Source organism: Lewinella sp. JB7, from assembly GCF_024297185.1.
GTDB lineage: Bacteria > Bacteroidota > Bacteroidia > Chitinophagales > Saprospiraceae > Neolewinella.
Window position 1 is genome coordinate 126,542 of record NZ_JANCTD010000004.1, and the last position, 14,898, is coordinate 141,439.

Here is a 14,898-nt window from a genome sequence, read left to right on the forward strand (position 1 = left end):
TACATAGTTGAAGATTTCGCCAACCGTTCATGCATTACCTAACTACGCTGCTCTTACTCTTCTGCCTGGCTCCCGCGCTCCGCGCCCAATTGGATAGCGTGCGTATCCCGGGAACGGACGTGACTTTCACCATGGTGCCCCTGGAGGGCGGCACTTTCGCGTTCGGCGATGCCGGAAAGAAGATTACCCTTTCCCCGTTTTCCATCAGCAGCCACGAAGTCACCCACGAGGCCTACCGGATTTTCCAGGTACGAGAAAACGACACCCCGGATGCCACTACCCCAGACTGGGACGCCGATGCCGTCAGCCGCCCCTCCCCACCCTACCTCGACCTGAGTTACGGCATGGGTACCCGCGGCGGCTACCCCCAGGTGAACACTACCCAGCAGGCCGCCCTGCGCTATTGCCAGTGGCTCTACGAAAAGACCGGCCGCTTCTTCCGCCTCCCCACAGAGGCCGAATGGGAGTATGCCTGCCTCGCCGGAGAAGAACCCGACCCCGCCGATCTCCACGACCTCGCCTGGCTCTACGAAAACGGCGAAGAAACCTACCATAAGGTGGGCGAAAAAAGGCCCAATGCCTGGGGCCTGTACGATATGATCGGCAACGTCAGCGAATGGACCCTTGATGAGTACTACGACGACTACCCCGACCGCATCGGCACCGATCCCGATCCCTGGCTACGCCCCGACGGCAAGCATTCCCGCACCGTGCGCGGCGGCTCCTTCGATACCGAAACCGCCGATGCCGGCTGCCGAGTTAGGGAAAAATCCTCCCCCCGCTGGCAGGCCCGCGACCCCCAAATACCAAAAAGCCTCTGGTGGAACGTCGACAGCGCCTTTCTGGGCTTCCGCCTGGTCTCCCCCGAAAAGCAGCCCGGACCGGAAGAAGTTCGTGCCTTCTTTGCGGACGCCATCGTCGACTAGGGATTAGGATATTTAAAATTGAAAATTGGTAATTTAAGATTTGCCCTCACCCGAGATGCACTCCAATTTTAGTGTTGCCTGAAAAGGCCCTCCTGGTAGCTACTCGGACGGTGAAAATTGATGATTGATGATTTAAAATTTGTCCTCACCCGGGATGTACTTCATTTTTATTGTTGCCTGAAAAGCCCTTGTGGTAGCTACTGAAACAGTAAATATTTAAAACTGTCGATTTAAAGTTTTACCGGTGGAGGATCATCTTCCGTAACGAGCGAAGCCATGCCGACGAGCGCAGCGAGCAGAGCCGCAAATTTTCAATTTAAAATTTGAAATTTTAAATTGCCCTCCTCCCACGAGCGCAGCGAGCAAAGCCGCAAACTATAAATCAAAAATCTCAAATTATAAATTGCCCTCCTCCCACGAGCGCAGCGAGCAAAGCCGCAAATTTTAAATTGAATATTGTAATTTGTAAATTGTAAATCCAAGAGATCATGCCAATCAACCGACGTTCCTTCCTCCAAAAAACCACCGCTCTCGCCGCCGCGGGCCTGGTCGTCTCCCCCGAGCTAGCCGCACGGGCGCACATCGACGGGGCCGACGTCATAAAAATCGGCCTAATCGGCTGCGGCGGACGGGGTACGGGAGCCGCCTTCCAGGCCCTGGCCACCGAGCAGAACGTGAAGCTCGTGGCAATGGGCGACGCCTTCCGCGATCGCCTCGACAAAGCCTACACCGGCATCCAAACTCAGCTGGCCGAAAACGAACTGGACGCGGCACGACTGGACGTGGCGGAGGAAAACAAATTCGTCGGATTCGATGCCTACGAAAAGGTCATCCCCCTGTGCGACGTGGTGGTGATCGCTACGCCTCCGGGTTTTCGGCCCATTCACTTCGAGGCAGCCGTAGCGGCGGATAAGCAAATCTTCATGGAAAAGCCCGTCGCGGTAGATGCTCCCGGAGTACGACGGGTACTCAAAGCGGCCGAGGAAGCCAAGCGGAAAAAACTGAACGTGGTCGTCGGTTTGCAGCGCCACTACCAGAAGAAATACACCGAAGGCTGGGTGGACATGATGCAAAACGGCGCCATCGGCGACATCACCACCAGCTACGTGTACTGGAACAGCGGAGGCGTATGGGTAAGACCCCGCGAGGCCGGGCAGACCGAAATGGAGTACCAAATGCGCAACTGGTACTACTTCAACTGGCTCTGCGGCGATCACATCAACGAACAACACATCCACAACCTCGACGTCGGCAACTGGGTAAAACAAGATTACCCCGCGGAAGCTTCCGGTTTCGGCGGACGATACATGCGCAACGGCAAGGAGCACGGAGAAATCTTCGATCACCACGCCGTGGAGTTCACTTACGCCGACGGTAGCCGCATGATCAGTCAGTGCCGTCACTGGAACGGGGCCAGCACCAAAGTTACCGAAGAATTTCAGGGAACGAACGGCACCGCTCCCGCTCCCGGCAAACTACTGACCGCATCCGGCTACGCCCTGCTCGATCACAACGACCGCAAAGATCCCAACCCCTACCAGCTGGAGCACGATCTGCTCTTCAAAGCGGTCGCCGACGGAGCATACCAGTACGCCGACGCCGAAAACGCCGCCAAGAGTACGCTGACCGCGATCATGGGTCGCATGGCTACCTATTCCGGACAAGTCATCACCTGGGACGAGGCCATGAACTCCGAACTCGACCTCTCCCCCGCCACCTACGCCTTCGACGCCCCACCGCCCATCCTGCCCCTCGAAAACGGCTACTACCCGACCCCCGTCCCGGGCGAAACCAAGGTGAAGTAGGACGGGCACCTTCGTGCGCGCTTTCAGCCTGTTTCTAGTCTTCCTGTCGTCCGTTTCCCTGGTCGGCCAGCACCGTGTGCGGGTAGACCGGTCCGCGATGGGGACTCCGTGGTCGGTCATCGTGTACGCCACCGATACCCTTACCGCACGGAAGTGGGTGGAAGCCGCCTTTGCGCGTATCGAGGCCGTTGAGCAATCGATGAGCGATTACCGTACCGACAGCGAGATCAACCGCCTCGTACGGCGCACGCCCCGAATGTATCATCCCGTGTCTTGCGATCTGTACCGGGTCCTGCGCTTTTCCCGGGCACTGGCGCGCCGGAGCGGAGGAGCGTTCGATCCTACCGTAGGTCCCCTATCCAAACTGTGGCGTCGGGCCATTCGCCATCAAACCCTGCCAACTGAGGAAGAACTACGGCAGGCGGGGACGCGGGTGCAATGGAAATACCTGCGGCTGCGCCGCCCCAACCGGGTATGGCTGGCGCGTGACGATCTGCAGCTCGACCTAGGCGGAGTGGCCAAGGGATACGCCCTGGACGCCGCCGGGGACGTGCTACGGTCCGCGGGACTCGACTGCTTTCTCATCGACGGCGGGGGCGACCTCTTACTGGGGGCTCCCCCGCCCGGCCGAACGGGCTGGGAAATACAGACGCCCGATGGTCCGGTAACCGCGGCGAGGGTGGCCATCGCCACGTCGGGTGCTGAGTACCGGCACCTCGAATGGGAGGGCCGACGGTACAGTCACCTGGTCGATCCCCGTACCGGGCTCGGAATAGCCGCCCCCCGCCCCGTTACCGTAATGGCTCCCCGGGCAATGGTAGCTGATGGACTGGCTTCGGCCGTAAGCGTGATGGAGGAGGAGGCTGGGCACCGCTTACTCCGCAGGTACGGGCTCCAGTAATTTCCCCACCGCTGCGACACTTTAGCGAAAATTCGCTAAAAATCTTCTAATTGTCTTGAAGCGCTGCCGCTTACACCCTAACTTAGCAGCGAATTTTCGCTACAAGCTATAAAATACCCCTGCATGTCCGCCACCATCACTGAACAGAAGGTCCTCAAAGGAGGAGAATTTCTCATTGCCGACGCGCCCTACGCGACTACCTTCATGCCGGAGGAGTTCAACGAGGAGCAGCGCATGGTGCGGCAAATGGTCCAGGACTTCATCGACCGGGAAATCAAACCCAAGCTTGACAAGATCGAAAAGCAGGAAGACAACATCGCTCCCCGACTACTGGAGATGATGGCCGACCTGGGGCTGCTCGGTAGCCACATGCCCGAAGCCTACGGGGGAATGGAAATGGACACCAACACCAACACCCTGATCTGTGATGTCATGGGCGGAAGTTCGGGCTCCTTCACGGTTTCCTACGCGGCCCATACGGGAATCGGTATGCTTCCGATCCTTTACTACGGAACCGAACAACAGAAAGAAGCCTACCTCCCCCGCCTCATCAGCGGCGAGCTCAAGGCTGCCTACTGCCTGACCGAACCGGGGAGCGGCTCGGATGCGATGGGCGCCAAGACCACGGCGACCCTGGACGGTGACGCCTACGTGCTCAACGGCCAGAAGATGTGGATCTCGAATGCCGGGTTCGCTGACGTATTCATCGTATTCGCCCAGGTAGACGGAGATAAGTTCACCGGATTTATCGTGCCCAAGGGCCTAGAGGGGCTTACCCTCGGTGCCGAAGAGGACAAGCTCGGGATCAAGGGCAGTTCCACCCGTCAGGTTTTCTTCGAAAATGTACGAGTCCCGGCGGGAAACAGTCTCGGACAGATCGGCAAGGGGCACCTCATCGCCTTCAACGTACTTAACGTCGGCCGCTTCAAGTTACACGCACTGAGCGTAGGTGGAGCCAAGCGGTCCCTAGAAGTAGGCATTCGCTACGCGAACGAGCGTATTCAGTTCAAGCAGCCGATTGCCAACTTCGGGGCCATCAAGTACAAGATTGGCGAAGCCGGCATTCGCATCTTTGCCGGTGAGAGCGCGCTCTACCGGGTGAGCCAGCAAATTCAGGACATGAATAAGCAGCTCATGGCCGAAGGGAAATCTTTCGCCGAAGCCAAGTTGCTCAGCGCGGAGGAGTACGCCATCGAATGTGCCCTGTTGAAATTCCTCGGCTCCGAAACCCTTGACTATACGGTCGACGAGGTAGTGCAGATCCACGGCGGCATGGGATACAGCGAGGAGACGCTCGCCCCACGCATGTACCGGGATAGCCGGATCAATCGCATCTACGAAGGCACCAACGAAATCAACCGTCTGCTCAGCGTCGACATGCTTCTGCGCCGGGCCATGAAGGGCGCACTGGACATCGTGGGCCCCGCCTGGGAAGTACAGAAAGAACTCAGCGGCATGCCCGGCCTGGATCGACCCACCGGGGACTACGGCGAGGAACTTAAGGCCGTCAGCGACTTCAAAAAACTGATCCTTATGGTCGCGGGCGCGGCGGCTAAACAGCAGATGGACGGAAAACTCAACCTGAAGAGTGAGCAGGAGATCCTGATGAACGTAGCCGACATGCTCGGCGATCTGCTGCAGGCAGAAAGCACCCTTATGCGGGTGCAAAAAATGCGGGAGCGTGGACTGGGCGATCAGGCCCCCGAAGTCTACGATGCCGCCCTGCGCACCTACCTGCACGATGCTACCTTCCGGATGCAAAAGAATGCTACGGACGCGGTGGCGAGCTTCGTGGAGGGCGACCTCCTACGGACCTTCACCATGGGCATCAAGCGATTCACGAAGTACCCGCCCCAGAATGTAAAGAAGCTGCGCCGGATCGTAGCCGATACGCTCATCGACGCCAACGCCTACGTACTGTAAGACCGAAGTTGAATTGCCCAGTTATACGAAAGCCGCGATCTGCAGTGCAAATCGCGGCTTCTTTATGTTGCCCGGAAAGCGGGACGGTTAGATCTTGACGACCTCGGCCTGGATGGGATAATCGGCCAGAATCCGGTTGGTGAACGCCATGTGTCCCCGGGGGACCGCCAGGTACAGTTTGCCGTGCTTGTAGGCGGCCAGGCTGCTCAGCAGACGCCACTTGGTGACCAGCTCGCGCTCGTCGTCGGTCTTCATGCCGAGTTCGAAGTAGCTTTTGCGTCCGTTGACCTCACCGGTGACATCGGGGATGAAGTACTCATCCGTGTCCTTGCTGCGACGAATTTTGGCGGGGGTTTCGTAGCCTTCGGCGTTGGCCTTGACGTTGTCGAACCCTTTCTTGTTGACGATCTTTTCGAGCAGGGTCTTGATGAGCTCAGCGTCTTTCTGCTGAGCGTCGGTGAGGATTCCGTTTTCCATTGTGGGTAGGATAGTTATGAACTGTATTGTGGATTAGCGAATATCCGTAAAAATTACGAGACGCCGTTGGACCTCGGCATCAGAATCATCGTCATTCGCAAGTGCTTCTTAGAGAACGTCTCCAGGGCAGCCGGAGTTGATGACATTCGCATTTACGCCCCTGTGTTGTACTTTACCCCGTAACAATAGCAAAACCGATCATAATGAATACCGACCAGCGTCCGTGGCTTGCCCATTACCCCGCCGGCATTCCCGCCAACGTCGACGTCGAGGCGTTTCCGACCCTCAAGGACATGTTGGAGGCGACCATGAAGAAATTCGCCAAAAAACCCGCCTATTCCTGCATGGGCAAGGACATTAGTTTCCGGGAACTGGACGAGATGTCCACCGCCTTCGGTGCTTACCTGCACTACCGGGGTCTACAGCCCGGCGATAAGGTCGCGGTCATGATGCCCAACCTGCTGCAGTACCCCATCGCATTCCACGGCATTCTGAAGGCGGGCCTGGTGCTCGTGAACACCAACCCCCTCTACACGCCGCCCGAGATGAAGCACCAGTTCCGCGACAGTGGTGCCAAGGCCATCGTGATCGCCGAAAACTTCGCGGCGAACCTGCAGCAGATCATCAAGGAAACGGACATCACCACGGTGATCACCACCAGCATCGGCGAGCTCCTGGGCTGGATGAAGGGGGGACTGACCAACTTCGTGGTCCGCAACGTCAAGAAGATGGTTCCCGCCTACGATCTGCCGGAAGCCGTCACCTTTCAGACCGCCCTCGACGAAGGGAAAAAACACCGCCTGCCCACCTTTACCGGCCAGCCCGACGATACCATCGCCCTCCAGTACACGGGCGGCACCACCGGCGTATCGAAGGGAGCCATGCTCACCAACCGTAACCTGGTGGCCAATGCCCAGCAGATGTACGCCTGGATCACCTTCCTGCTGGAGGAAGGAACGGACGGCCGGATGCTCTGTCCGCTCCCGCTATACCACATATTCGCCTTTACCGTCAATGCGGTGGCCGCCTTCAACATCGGCATGTGCAACGTGCTCATCACCAATCCCCGGGACCGCAGTACGCTCGTCAAGGCGTTCAAGGATCATAAGATCGAGGCCATGACGGGCGTCAACACGCTGTTCAATGCGCTGCTCAACGATCCGGACTTCAACAAGCTCGATTTCCGCCACCTGAAACTGACCGGCGGCGGCGGCATGGCCGTCCAGCGGGTCGTGGCCGAGCGCTGGCACAAGCTCACGGGTTGCCGCCTTACGGAAGGATACGGCCTGACGGAATCGAGCCCCGTAGCCACCATGAATCCCTTCAACGAAAACGTACGTATCGGCACGATCGGCGTCCCCATCCCGAATACGGCCGTACGCATCTGGAATGAAGACGAGCAACGGGTGGCCACTACCGAGGAGCGGGGGGAAATTCAGATCAAGGGGCCCCAGGTTATGAAGGGTTACCTCAACCGTCCGGAGGATACCGCTAAGGTGATCAAGGAAGGCTGGCTGTGCACCGGCGACATCGGCATGATGTCCGAAGACGGCTTCTTCCGCATCGTCGACCGCAAGAAGGATATGATCCTGGTGTCCGGCTTCAATGTCTACCCCAATGAGGTCGAAGACGTGATCGCCGCTCACCCGAAGGTACTGGAGTGTGCCGCCGTAGGCATTCCGAGCGAGAAATCCGGTGAGGTCGTTAAGCTGTTCGTCGTGAAGAAGGACGATTCCCTGACCGAAAACGAACTCATCGCCTACGCGCGGGAGAGCCTGACGGGATATAAGATACCGAAGGAAGTGGAGTTCCGCACCGACCTGCCCAAGAGTAATGTCGGCAAGATCCTGCGACGGGAACTACGCGAGGCCTGACCCCCAACGAAATCCGGGTGAATCTACACGAACTGCTGCGCGGCGAGGATCCGGTGCACATCGCCCGTAGCCTGATCGGCACCGAGCTCATCAGCGTGATCGACGGCGTGGAGACCGCCGGCCGGATCACGGAAACGGAAGCGTACTGGGCTCCGGACGACCGGGCCAGTCACGCCTTCGGTCACCGACGGACAAACCGCACGGAACCCTTCTACGCCGCCGGGGGAACGAGCTACGTATACCTCTGCTACGGCATCCACGAGCTGTTCAACGTGATCACGGGACCGCAGGGCACGCCCCACGCCGTGCTGATTCGGGCCATCGAACCCACCCGGGGGCTACCGCACATGCTGGCCCGCCGTCATATGGAAATCTTAAAGCCGCAACTTAGCCGGGGACCCGGCGTTGTGACGAAAGCTCTGGGCATTTCGCGGCGGCACAATGCCATCGACCTGCTGGATTCCGGGAGCGAAGTACGACTCGCCGCCCCCACCGGCCCGGACGGCCTTTCCGCCGAGATCGTGGCTACCCCCCGCATCGGCATCGACGGGGCCGGCCCGGAATGGGCGGCCAAACCCTGGCGGTTTTACCGGAAAGGAAGCCGGTTCGTCAGCAGACTGAATGCATTCAAATGATCCCGTCATCGCTTTTTGGTAAATCCTGGCTCCCGCGCCCCGCCGCCCTCCCCCTGCTGATCCTGCTCTGCGTGGGAAACCTGTACGGCCAGGACCCGGAACTGAAGTTTTACGATAACACTTACGTAGACAACCTACGCACGGTACGCCTGCACATCAACGGATTTCCTCACTCCTACCCGATCATCGAACTCGGGGGCGGGGCCCAAATGCGCCTGTCGTTCGACGATACGAGCGACGACGTACGGCGGTATTCCTATGCCTTCATTCACTGCAATCAGGACTGGACGCCCTCCACCCTCGGGCAGATGGAGTACAACAGCGGATACGCCACCGATTATCTGGAAACCTACGACTTCAGCCTGCGTACCCTGAAGCGGTACATCCACTACGAACTGGTGTTTCCGAACGCCAACATGCGGCTGGAAAAGAGTGGCAACTACCTATTGGTCGTGTACGATACCGAAGATGGCGACCGCCCCGTGATCACCCGACGTTTCATGGTATCGGAGTCGCTGGCCGGCGTAAGTGCCCAGGTCACCCGCCCCTCGGTGGTCGACAAGATCCATACCCATCAGGAGGTGCGCCTGACGGTAAATACAAAACAGCTGCAGTCACGGGCGCCCCTGCAGGAAGTGAGCGCGACGGTACTACAAAACGGTCGCTGGGACAATGCCGTCAGCGGCGTTCGCCCCAACCTGCTGGGCCGCGAAAACGTGCAGTTCAACTATCAGGACGTGATCGTGTTCCGGGGCGGTAATGAGTTCCGCAACCTCGACCTGCGGTCCGTGCAGGCTCCCCGTACGGACGTCAGGAGCATCACCAACGAGGGCGACTTCTACGCCATGCTCCTGGCGCCCGAAGAAACCCGGGGCAGCAGCGTCTATATTCAGTACTTCGACCTGAACGGGGACTTCGTGAATTTCCGCACCGACCGGCCCGTGGTGAATTTGGCGGATGAATTCCTGCAGGAGAACTTCACCCGCTTCGGTCTGGATTACACCGGTGAATACATTGAGGTGACCTTCATTCTGAAGCCGCGCAACGGCATTCCCCTCGATAATGATCTTTACATCTTCGGGGGGCTCACCGAATGGCAAATGAAGTACGACTACCGGATGGTCTGGAACCCCAACATCAATGCCTACGTGGGCCGGGCGCTGGTCAAACAGGGGTTCTACAATTACTACTACGTGACGGACCTCGGTAAGGGTAAGGGTAAACGCCCCGGCGACCGCGTGGGCTACGACCAGACCGAGGACAGTTTCGACCAGACCGAAAACGATTATATCGGCCTGATCTATTACCGCCCGTTCGGTGGCCGCTACGACCGCCTGGTGGGCACGACCGTTACCAACAGCAGTCGCTAGGAAGCGCTTCCCGGCAGCCGGTCTAGCACTTCACGCCGTTCATAGATTAAATTTTACGCCCTGACCCGAAAGCGTAGTTTTGCTGACCGATAAACATCAGTGAAATGCGGAACGGAGTTTACCTATTTATCACCCTGCTCATCCCGGTCTGGACGATCGCTCAGGATTCGGGTCCCTGGACCCTCTCCCGCGCCGTCATCTACGCCCAGGAGAACAACCTGCAGGTCCGAAGACTCGATAATACTACGGAGCTGGCGCGCATCAACTTGCAACAGAGCCGCAACAGCCGCCTGCCGACCCTCAGCGGTGGTACGGGCGTGAATCTCCAACTGGGCCGCACCATCGACCCGACCACCAACTCCTTCGAAGCGCAGAACATCTTTTCCCAGGGCTATCAGTTACAGGGTGGCGTTACGCTCTATAACGGAGGTCTCATCCGTAATCAACTGCGACAAGCCGAACTGGACCTCCAGGCCGCCGAAACCGACGCGCGCATCACCGGCAATGACGTAGCCCTGCTCGTCGCCAACAGTTACCTGACCATACTCCTCACGCGGGAGCAACTGAACAACGCGCGTGCGCAACTCGAATTGACCAACGAACAACTCAGCAACACCGACGCGATGATCCGTGCCGGCAGTGCCCCCGCGGCCCAGCGGTACGACATCGTCGCCCAACAGGCCGCTAATCAGCGTTCGGTGGTGGAACTGGAAAATCAGGTCCGACTGGCCCTGCTCGATCTACAGTTGTTGCTGGAACTGGACCCGCGGGCGGATTTTGAGATCGCCACCCCGGTGCGTGATCTGGAGGAAACGCAGTTGCTCGCGGACTACGACCTGCAGGAGGTCCTCAATGCCGCACGTCAAACCCAGCCGACCATCCGGGCGGCGGAACTGCGCCGCTCGGCCGCCGAAGTCGAACGGGACATCGCGCGTGCCGGTCTGCGACCCAGCGTGCAACTGTACGCCAACGTAAACACGAACTACTCGAATCTGGGGAGAGATTTCGAGAATCCCGACCTCTCGGGCGTCGAGATCGTACAGGGGCCGCCGGTGCCGGTCATCATTAACGGCGAGGAAAGTACGCTGTCCACCTTTTCCCAGACGGGGGTCGTGTTCCCGAACCTGGGGTACATCGATCAGTTGAATCGCAACTTCGGCCAGTCGATCGGCATCAACGTATCCGTTCCGATCTATAACCAGAACCGGAACAAGCTCAACGTCCAGCGTGCGGAAGTGCAGCGGCTGGGGGCGAACATTGAGGTAGAGCAGGCGGAAAACCAGTTGCGCTCCGACGTCGAACGCGCGCTGGGGGATCTCCGGGCCGCCCGGGAAACCTACCGCGCCGCGCAGATCAGTCAGGAAGCCGCGCAAAACGCCTACGACATTGCCCAGCGCCGCTACAACGCCGGAGCCGCGAACAGCCTGGACCTGGTGACGGCCAGCAACCGTTTGGAACAGGCCCGCGTCGAGTTCACGCGCACCAAGTACCAGCTCATCTTCAACCGCGAGGTCATTCAGTTTTACCTCGGCGAGGGCCTTTCCCTTAATTAATCTCACCCGTATACACGCTAAAGCAGAACCAGCATGTCCCGCAAAGTAATTCTCCTAATTTTCGGCGTTGTCGCCCTCATCATTATCGCCGTAGTAGTATTCGGCGGCCGCGCGGAAGAGGGTGCCCGGGTGTTCGTCCAGGAAGTCGCTACCCGCCCGATCCAGGAGGTGGTGAGCGCCAGTGGCAAGATTTTTCCGCAGACCGAAGTAAAGATCAGTTCCGACGTATCGGGTGAGGTCGTCGAACTGTACGTAGAGGAGGGCGACAGCGTCGTCCCGAACCAGCTCCTGGCCAAGATCGATGCCGACGCCTATCAGTCGCAGGTCGCCCGGGGCGTTGCCGGGGTCAACAGCAGCAAGGCCCAGTTGGCTAACGCGAATGCTCAGATCAATACCCTCATGGCGCAGCGCGACCAAACCCTGGCGCAACTGGAAAATGCCCGCGACATCCTCAAGAGAAATCAGCAGCTCCTGGAGGACGGCGTTATCAGCCAGGCCGAATTCGAAACCAGTGAAGCCAACGTCCGGGGCCTGGAAGCCAACCTGTCCGCCGCCGAGAGCAGCGTCCGGGCGGCACGGGAAAGCGCCCGGGCAGCGGAGTACGGGATACAGTCGAGCGAAGCGACCCTGAACGAACTACGGACGAGCCTGCGGCGCACGACGATCTACGCCCCCATGGGCGGGGTGGTGTCACTGCTGAACGTCGAACAGGGCGAACGGGTAGTAGGTACCATTCAGATGACCGGTACGGAGCTCATGCGCATCGCTAACCTTAATGCCATGGAGGTACGGGTGGAAGTAAGCGAAAACGACGTGCCCTCCGTAAACCTGGGTGACAAGGCGGAGATCGAAGTCGACGCCTACCTGAACCGCACGTTTACGGGCACGGTCACTCAGATCGCTAACTCAAGCACGACCGCCGGCCTCGCCGATAACGTGCTCAACAGCGATCAGGTCACCAACTTTGAAGTACGCATCAGTATCGACCCGGAGAGTTACGCCGACCTCGTGTCCGCCGGAAACGCCTACCCCTTCCGCCCCGGCATGTCGGCGGGTGTCGATATTCTCACCGAGCGCGTCGAGGATGCGCTGGCCGTGCCGATCGAATCGGTGACCACCCGCGAGAACGAGGCCGGCGACGATGCCCCCGGCGCGAACGAGCTCCAGGAAGTGGTGTTTGTAGTTCGGGGGGATACGGTGGCCCAGGAGGAGGTGACAACCGGCCTACAGGACGCTAAGTACATTCAGGTCAAATCGGGCGTAGTTTCCGGCGACCGCGTAGTAGCGGGCCCCTACGGGGCACTGGCCCGTACCCTGAAGTCCGGGGCGAAAGTGAACGTAGTAGACAAGGATGACTTCTACGAGGAGGAAAACGGCAACTAAAAACCCCTTCCTATGCGATCATACGAAGGGGCAGATAAAATGGTATGTCAGAAAGCTTAAATGTACGCTGGAGCTAAATTCGCCCCGTAAAACGTGCTTGTTGTTAAGGTCTCTCAGTCATAAATTGATTCTTACCTATCAAAAATAGGGGTTTAGCCCCTTAGTTGCAATTTTTCACAAAAAATAATCCGCTTCGCCTACCCGGTAATTATATATAATTACGTATATGGCGTTTTTTGAGAAAAATTACCAATTCACTCTGCATGCGTCCACTTTTTCTCTGCTGTTGGCTGATTTCCGGCCTCTTACACGCCCAATCGGCGACCATTCAGAGTGGCCCAATGCTTGGATACGCGGAGCAACGCGAGGTGCTAATCTGGGTACAGACCACCGGGCCGGCGGATGTGGCCGTTGCCTACCTGGATAGTTTGGGGAATATCGCCTTCACCCCGACGGTACGTACCCGTGCTACCGAAGCCTACGCGGCCAAGCTCATCGCGGATGAGGTCCAACCGGGATGGAGCTACGAATACCACGTACTGATCGACGGCAAGGTCGTCCAACTCCCCTACCCCACCAGCTTCACGGCCCAGCCCGTATGGCGGTGGCGACAGGATCCGCCTGACTTTACGGTCGGACTGGGGAGCTGTACCTACGTGAACGAGCCCGCCTACGACCGACCCGGACCGGGCTACGGTTCGGAATACGAGATTTTTACCGCCATTGATAGCCTGCACCCGGAAGTGATGATCTGGCTCGGCGACAATATGTACCTCCGGGAGCCGGACTGGTACACCCGTACCGGCTACCTGCACCGATATACGCATACCCGCAGCCTACCGGAAATGCAGCCTCTCCTGGCGCGCACCTTTAACTACGCTACCTGGGATGACCACGACTACGGTCCGAACAACAGTGACCGTACCTGGGTCCACAAAGAACTGGCCAAGGAAACCTTCGATCTGTTCTGGGGCAATCTCACCTCCGGCCTTCCGGGCAACGGAGGCATCACCTCGACCTTCCGGTATCAGGACACCGATTTTTTTCTGCTGGACAATCGATCGTTTCGTACCCCCAACGATCAGCGGCGGGAGGACAACAAAACCGTCCTGGGCACCGTGCAGCTGGAGTGGCTCATCGAGAGTCTGATCTTCAGCGACAGCCCCTGGAAAATGGTATGTATCGGCGGACAGGTACTTAACACCCATACGGGCGGTGAAACTTACGCCAATCTGGCTCCGAGGGAGCTGGAATACCTGCTCCGCCGGATTAGCGAGGAGAACATTAGCGGTGTCGTTTTCCTGACGGGCGACCGTCACCATACGGAGTTGAGCGAACTCCGGCTGCCCAACGGCAACATGGTGTACGATATCACGATCAGCAGTCTGACGGCCGGAACGGGCGTGGACCGGACTGAGGTCAATACCCACCGCGTAGAAGGTACCCTGCTGGTGGAGCACAACTTCGGGGTTCTACGATTCAGTGGTCCCCTTACTGACCGGCGGCTATCGATCAGCGTCTACGATAAGGAGGGAGAACTGGCCTGGGAACGCCGACTGGAACGCGACTAGTCGTTGAAGACCTCCACGTCGCGATTCTTCACGATGAGATCGGTGAACTTACCCTTGAAGCGGGTAGCCTTCACGATGTGGTTGTCGATCCAGTGGTAATTACCGCCGCGGGGTTTTCCCATCAGCATGCCGTGATACTTGAAGTTGTGGCGGTTCAGCCACTCCTCGGTGATCTCCCGGTGTTCCTCGGTGCGCGAGGTAAAGAAGGTGATGATGTGGCCGTCTTCGTACCACTTATTCACGATGCGCAGCGCATCCGGGTAGGGCAGACAGGTAGACATCCGTTCGGGCTCTTCGTTGGGAATATCGTCGCAGACGGTACCGTCGATGTCGATCAAAAAGTTCTTCACCCCGGCGGCAAGCACGGGGCTGATCAGTTCGCCCTTCTCGTTAAATGTAGTTTCCAGGTCTTTTTCGGGGGTAGCCATAAGGTTGGTTGAATTCCGGAATCGATTAAATTATTCCACAAAGGTACGCAGC

At 58.5% G+C, this 14,898-nt stretch carries 12 protein-coding genes; 10 read left to right on the forward strand and 2 right to left on the reverse strand.

All coding sequences use genetic code 11. The features are described from left to right. Positions 1–29 precede the first annotated feature (29 nt). From NMA52_RS08775 to NMA52_RS08790, 4 genes are all read left to right on the forward strand, one after another. Positions 30–926: an SUMF1/EgtB/PvdO family nonheme iron enzyme gene (locus NMA52_RS08775; RefSeq protein WP_254827288.1), complete on the forward strand. Its 897-nt coding sequence runs from the start codon at positions 30–32 to the stop codon at positions 924–926. A gap of 488 nt (positions 927–1,414) precedes the next feature. After that, complete coding sequence (locus NMA52_RS08780; protein ID WP_254827289.1) at positions 1,415–2,731, forward strand: Gfo/Idh/MocA family protein; 1,317 nt, start codon at positions 1,415–1,417, stop codon at positions 2,729–2,731. A gap of 13 nt (positions 2,732–2,744) precedes the next feature. Next, positions 2,745–3,632, forward strand: coding sequence for an FAD:protein FMN transferase (locus tag NMA52_RS08785; RefSeq protein WP_254827290.1), 888 nt, complete (start codon positions 2,745–2,747; stop codon positions 3,630–3,632). 123 nt (positions 3,633–3,755) lie between these two features. Next, entirely contained in the window at positions 3,756–5,555 is a 1,800-nt protein-coding gene (locus NMA52_RS08790; protein ID WP_254827291.1) for an acyl-CoA dehydrogenase family protein, read from the forward strand. Positions 5,556–5,642: 87 nt separating this feature from the next. On the opposite strand, the gene NMA52_RS08795 is transcribed toward NMA52_RS08790, so the two are convergent. Further along, positions 5,643–6,032, reverse strand: coding sequence for a hypothetical protein (locus tag NMA52_RS08795; RefSeq protein WP_254827292.1), 390 nt, complete (start codon positions 6,030–6,032; stop codon positions 5,643–5,645). Between the two features lie 203 nt (positions 6,033–6,235). Between NMA52_RS08795 and NMA52_RS08800 the strand changes: the two genes are divergently transcribed. The 6 genes from NMA52_RS08800 (at position 6,236) to NMA52_RS08825 (ending at position 14,418) form a co-directional block, all read left to right on the forward strand. Continuing rightward, on the forward strand, positions 6,236–7,906 hold the full coding sequence (locus tag NMA52_RS08800; protein WP_254827293.1) for an AMP-binding protein: 1,671 nt from the start codon (positions 6,236–6,238) through the stop codon (positions 7,904–7,906). A 17-nt stretch (positions 7,907–7,923) separates the two neighbouring features. Continuing rightward, positions 7,924–8,541: a DNA-3-methyladenine glycosylase gene (locus NMA52_RS08805; RefSeq protein WP_254827294.1), complete on the forward strand. Its 618-nt coding sequence runs from the start codon at positions 7,924–7,926 to the stop codon at positions 8,539–8,541. Continuing rightward, entirely contained in the window at positions 8,538–9,911 is a 1,374-nt protein-coding gene (locus tag NMA52_RS08810) for a DUF5103 domain-containing protein (RefSeq protein ID WP_254827295.1), read from the forward strand. Before NMA52_RS08805 ends, NMA52_RS08810 begins: the two co-directional genes overlap by 4 nt. A gap of 104 nt (positions 9,912–10,015) precedes the next feature. Continuing rightward, the gene (locus NMA52_RS08815) at positions 10,016–11,464 is read left to right on the forward strand and encodes a TolC family protein (RefSeq protein ID WP_254827296.1); all 1,449 of its coding nucleotides are present in this window, start codon (positions 10,016–10,018) and stop codon (positions 11,462–11,464) included. A 33-nt stretch (positions 11,465–11,497) separates the two neighbouring features. Continuing rightward, positions 11,498–12,847, forward strand: coding sequence for an efflux RND transporter periplasmic adaptor subunit (locus NMA52_RS08820; protein ID WP_254827297.1), 1,350 nt, complete (start codon positions 11,498–11,500; stop codon positions 12,845–12,847). 263 nt (positions 12,848–13,110) lie between these two features. Further along, a complete protein-coding gene (locus tag NMA52_RS08825; protein ID WP_254827298.1) occupies positions 13,111–14,418 on the forward strand; it encodes an alkaline phosphatase in 1,308 nt (435 codons plus the stop codon). Here NMA52_RS08825 and NMA52_RS08830 read toward each other — a convergent pair. Continuing rightward, a complete protein-coding gene (locus NMA52_RS08830) occupies positions 14,415–14,846 on the reverse strand; it encodes a phosphoheptose isomerase (protein WP_183496830.1) in 432 nt (143 codons plus the stop codon). The two genes, NMA52_RS08825 and NMA52_RS08830, sit on opposite strands and share 4 nt — an antisense overlap. Positions 14,847–14,898: the final 52 nt, after the last annotated feature.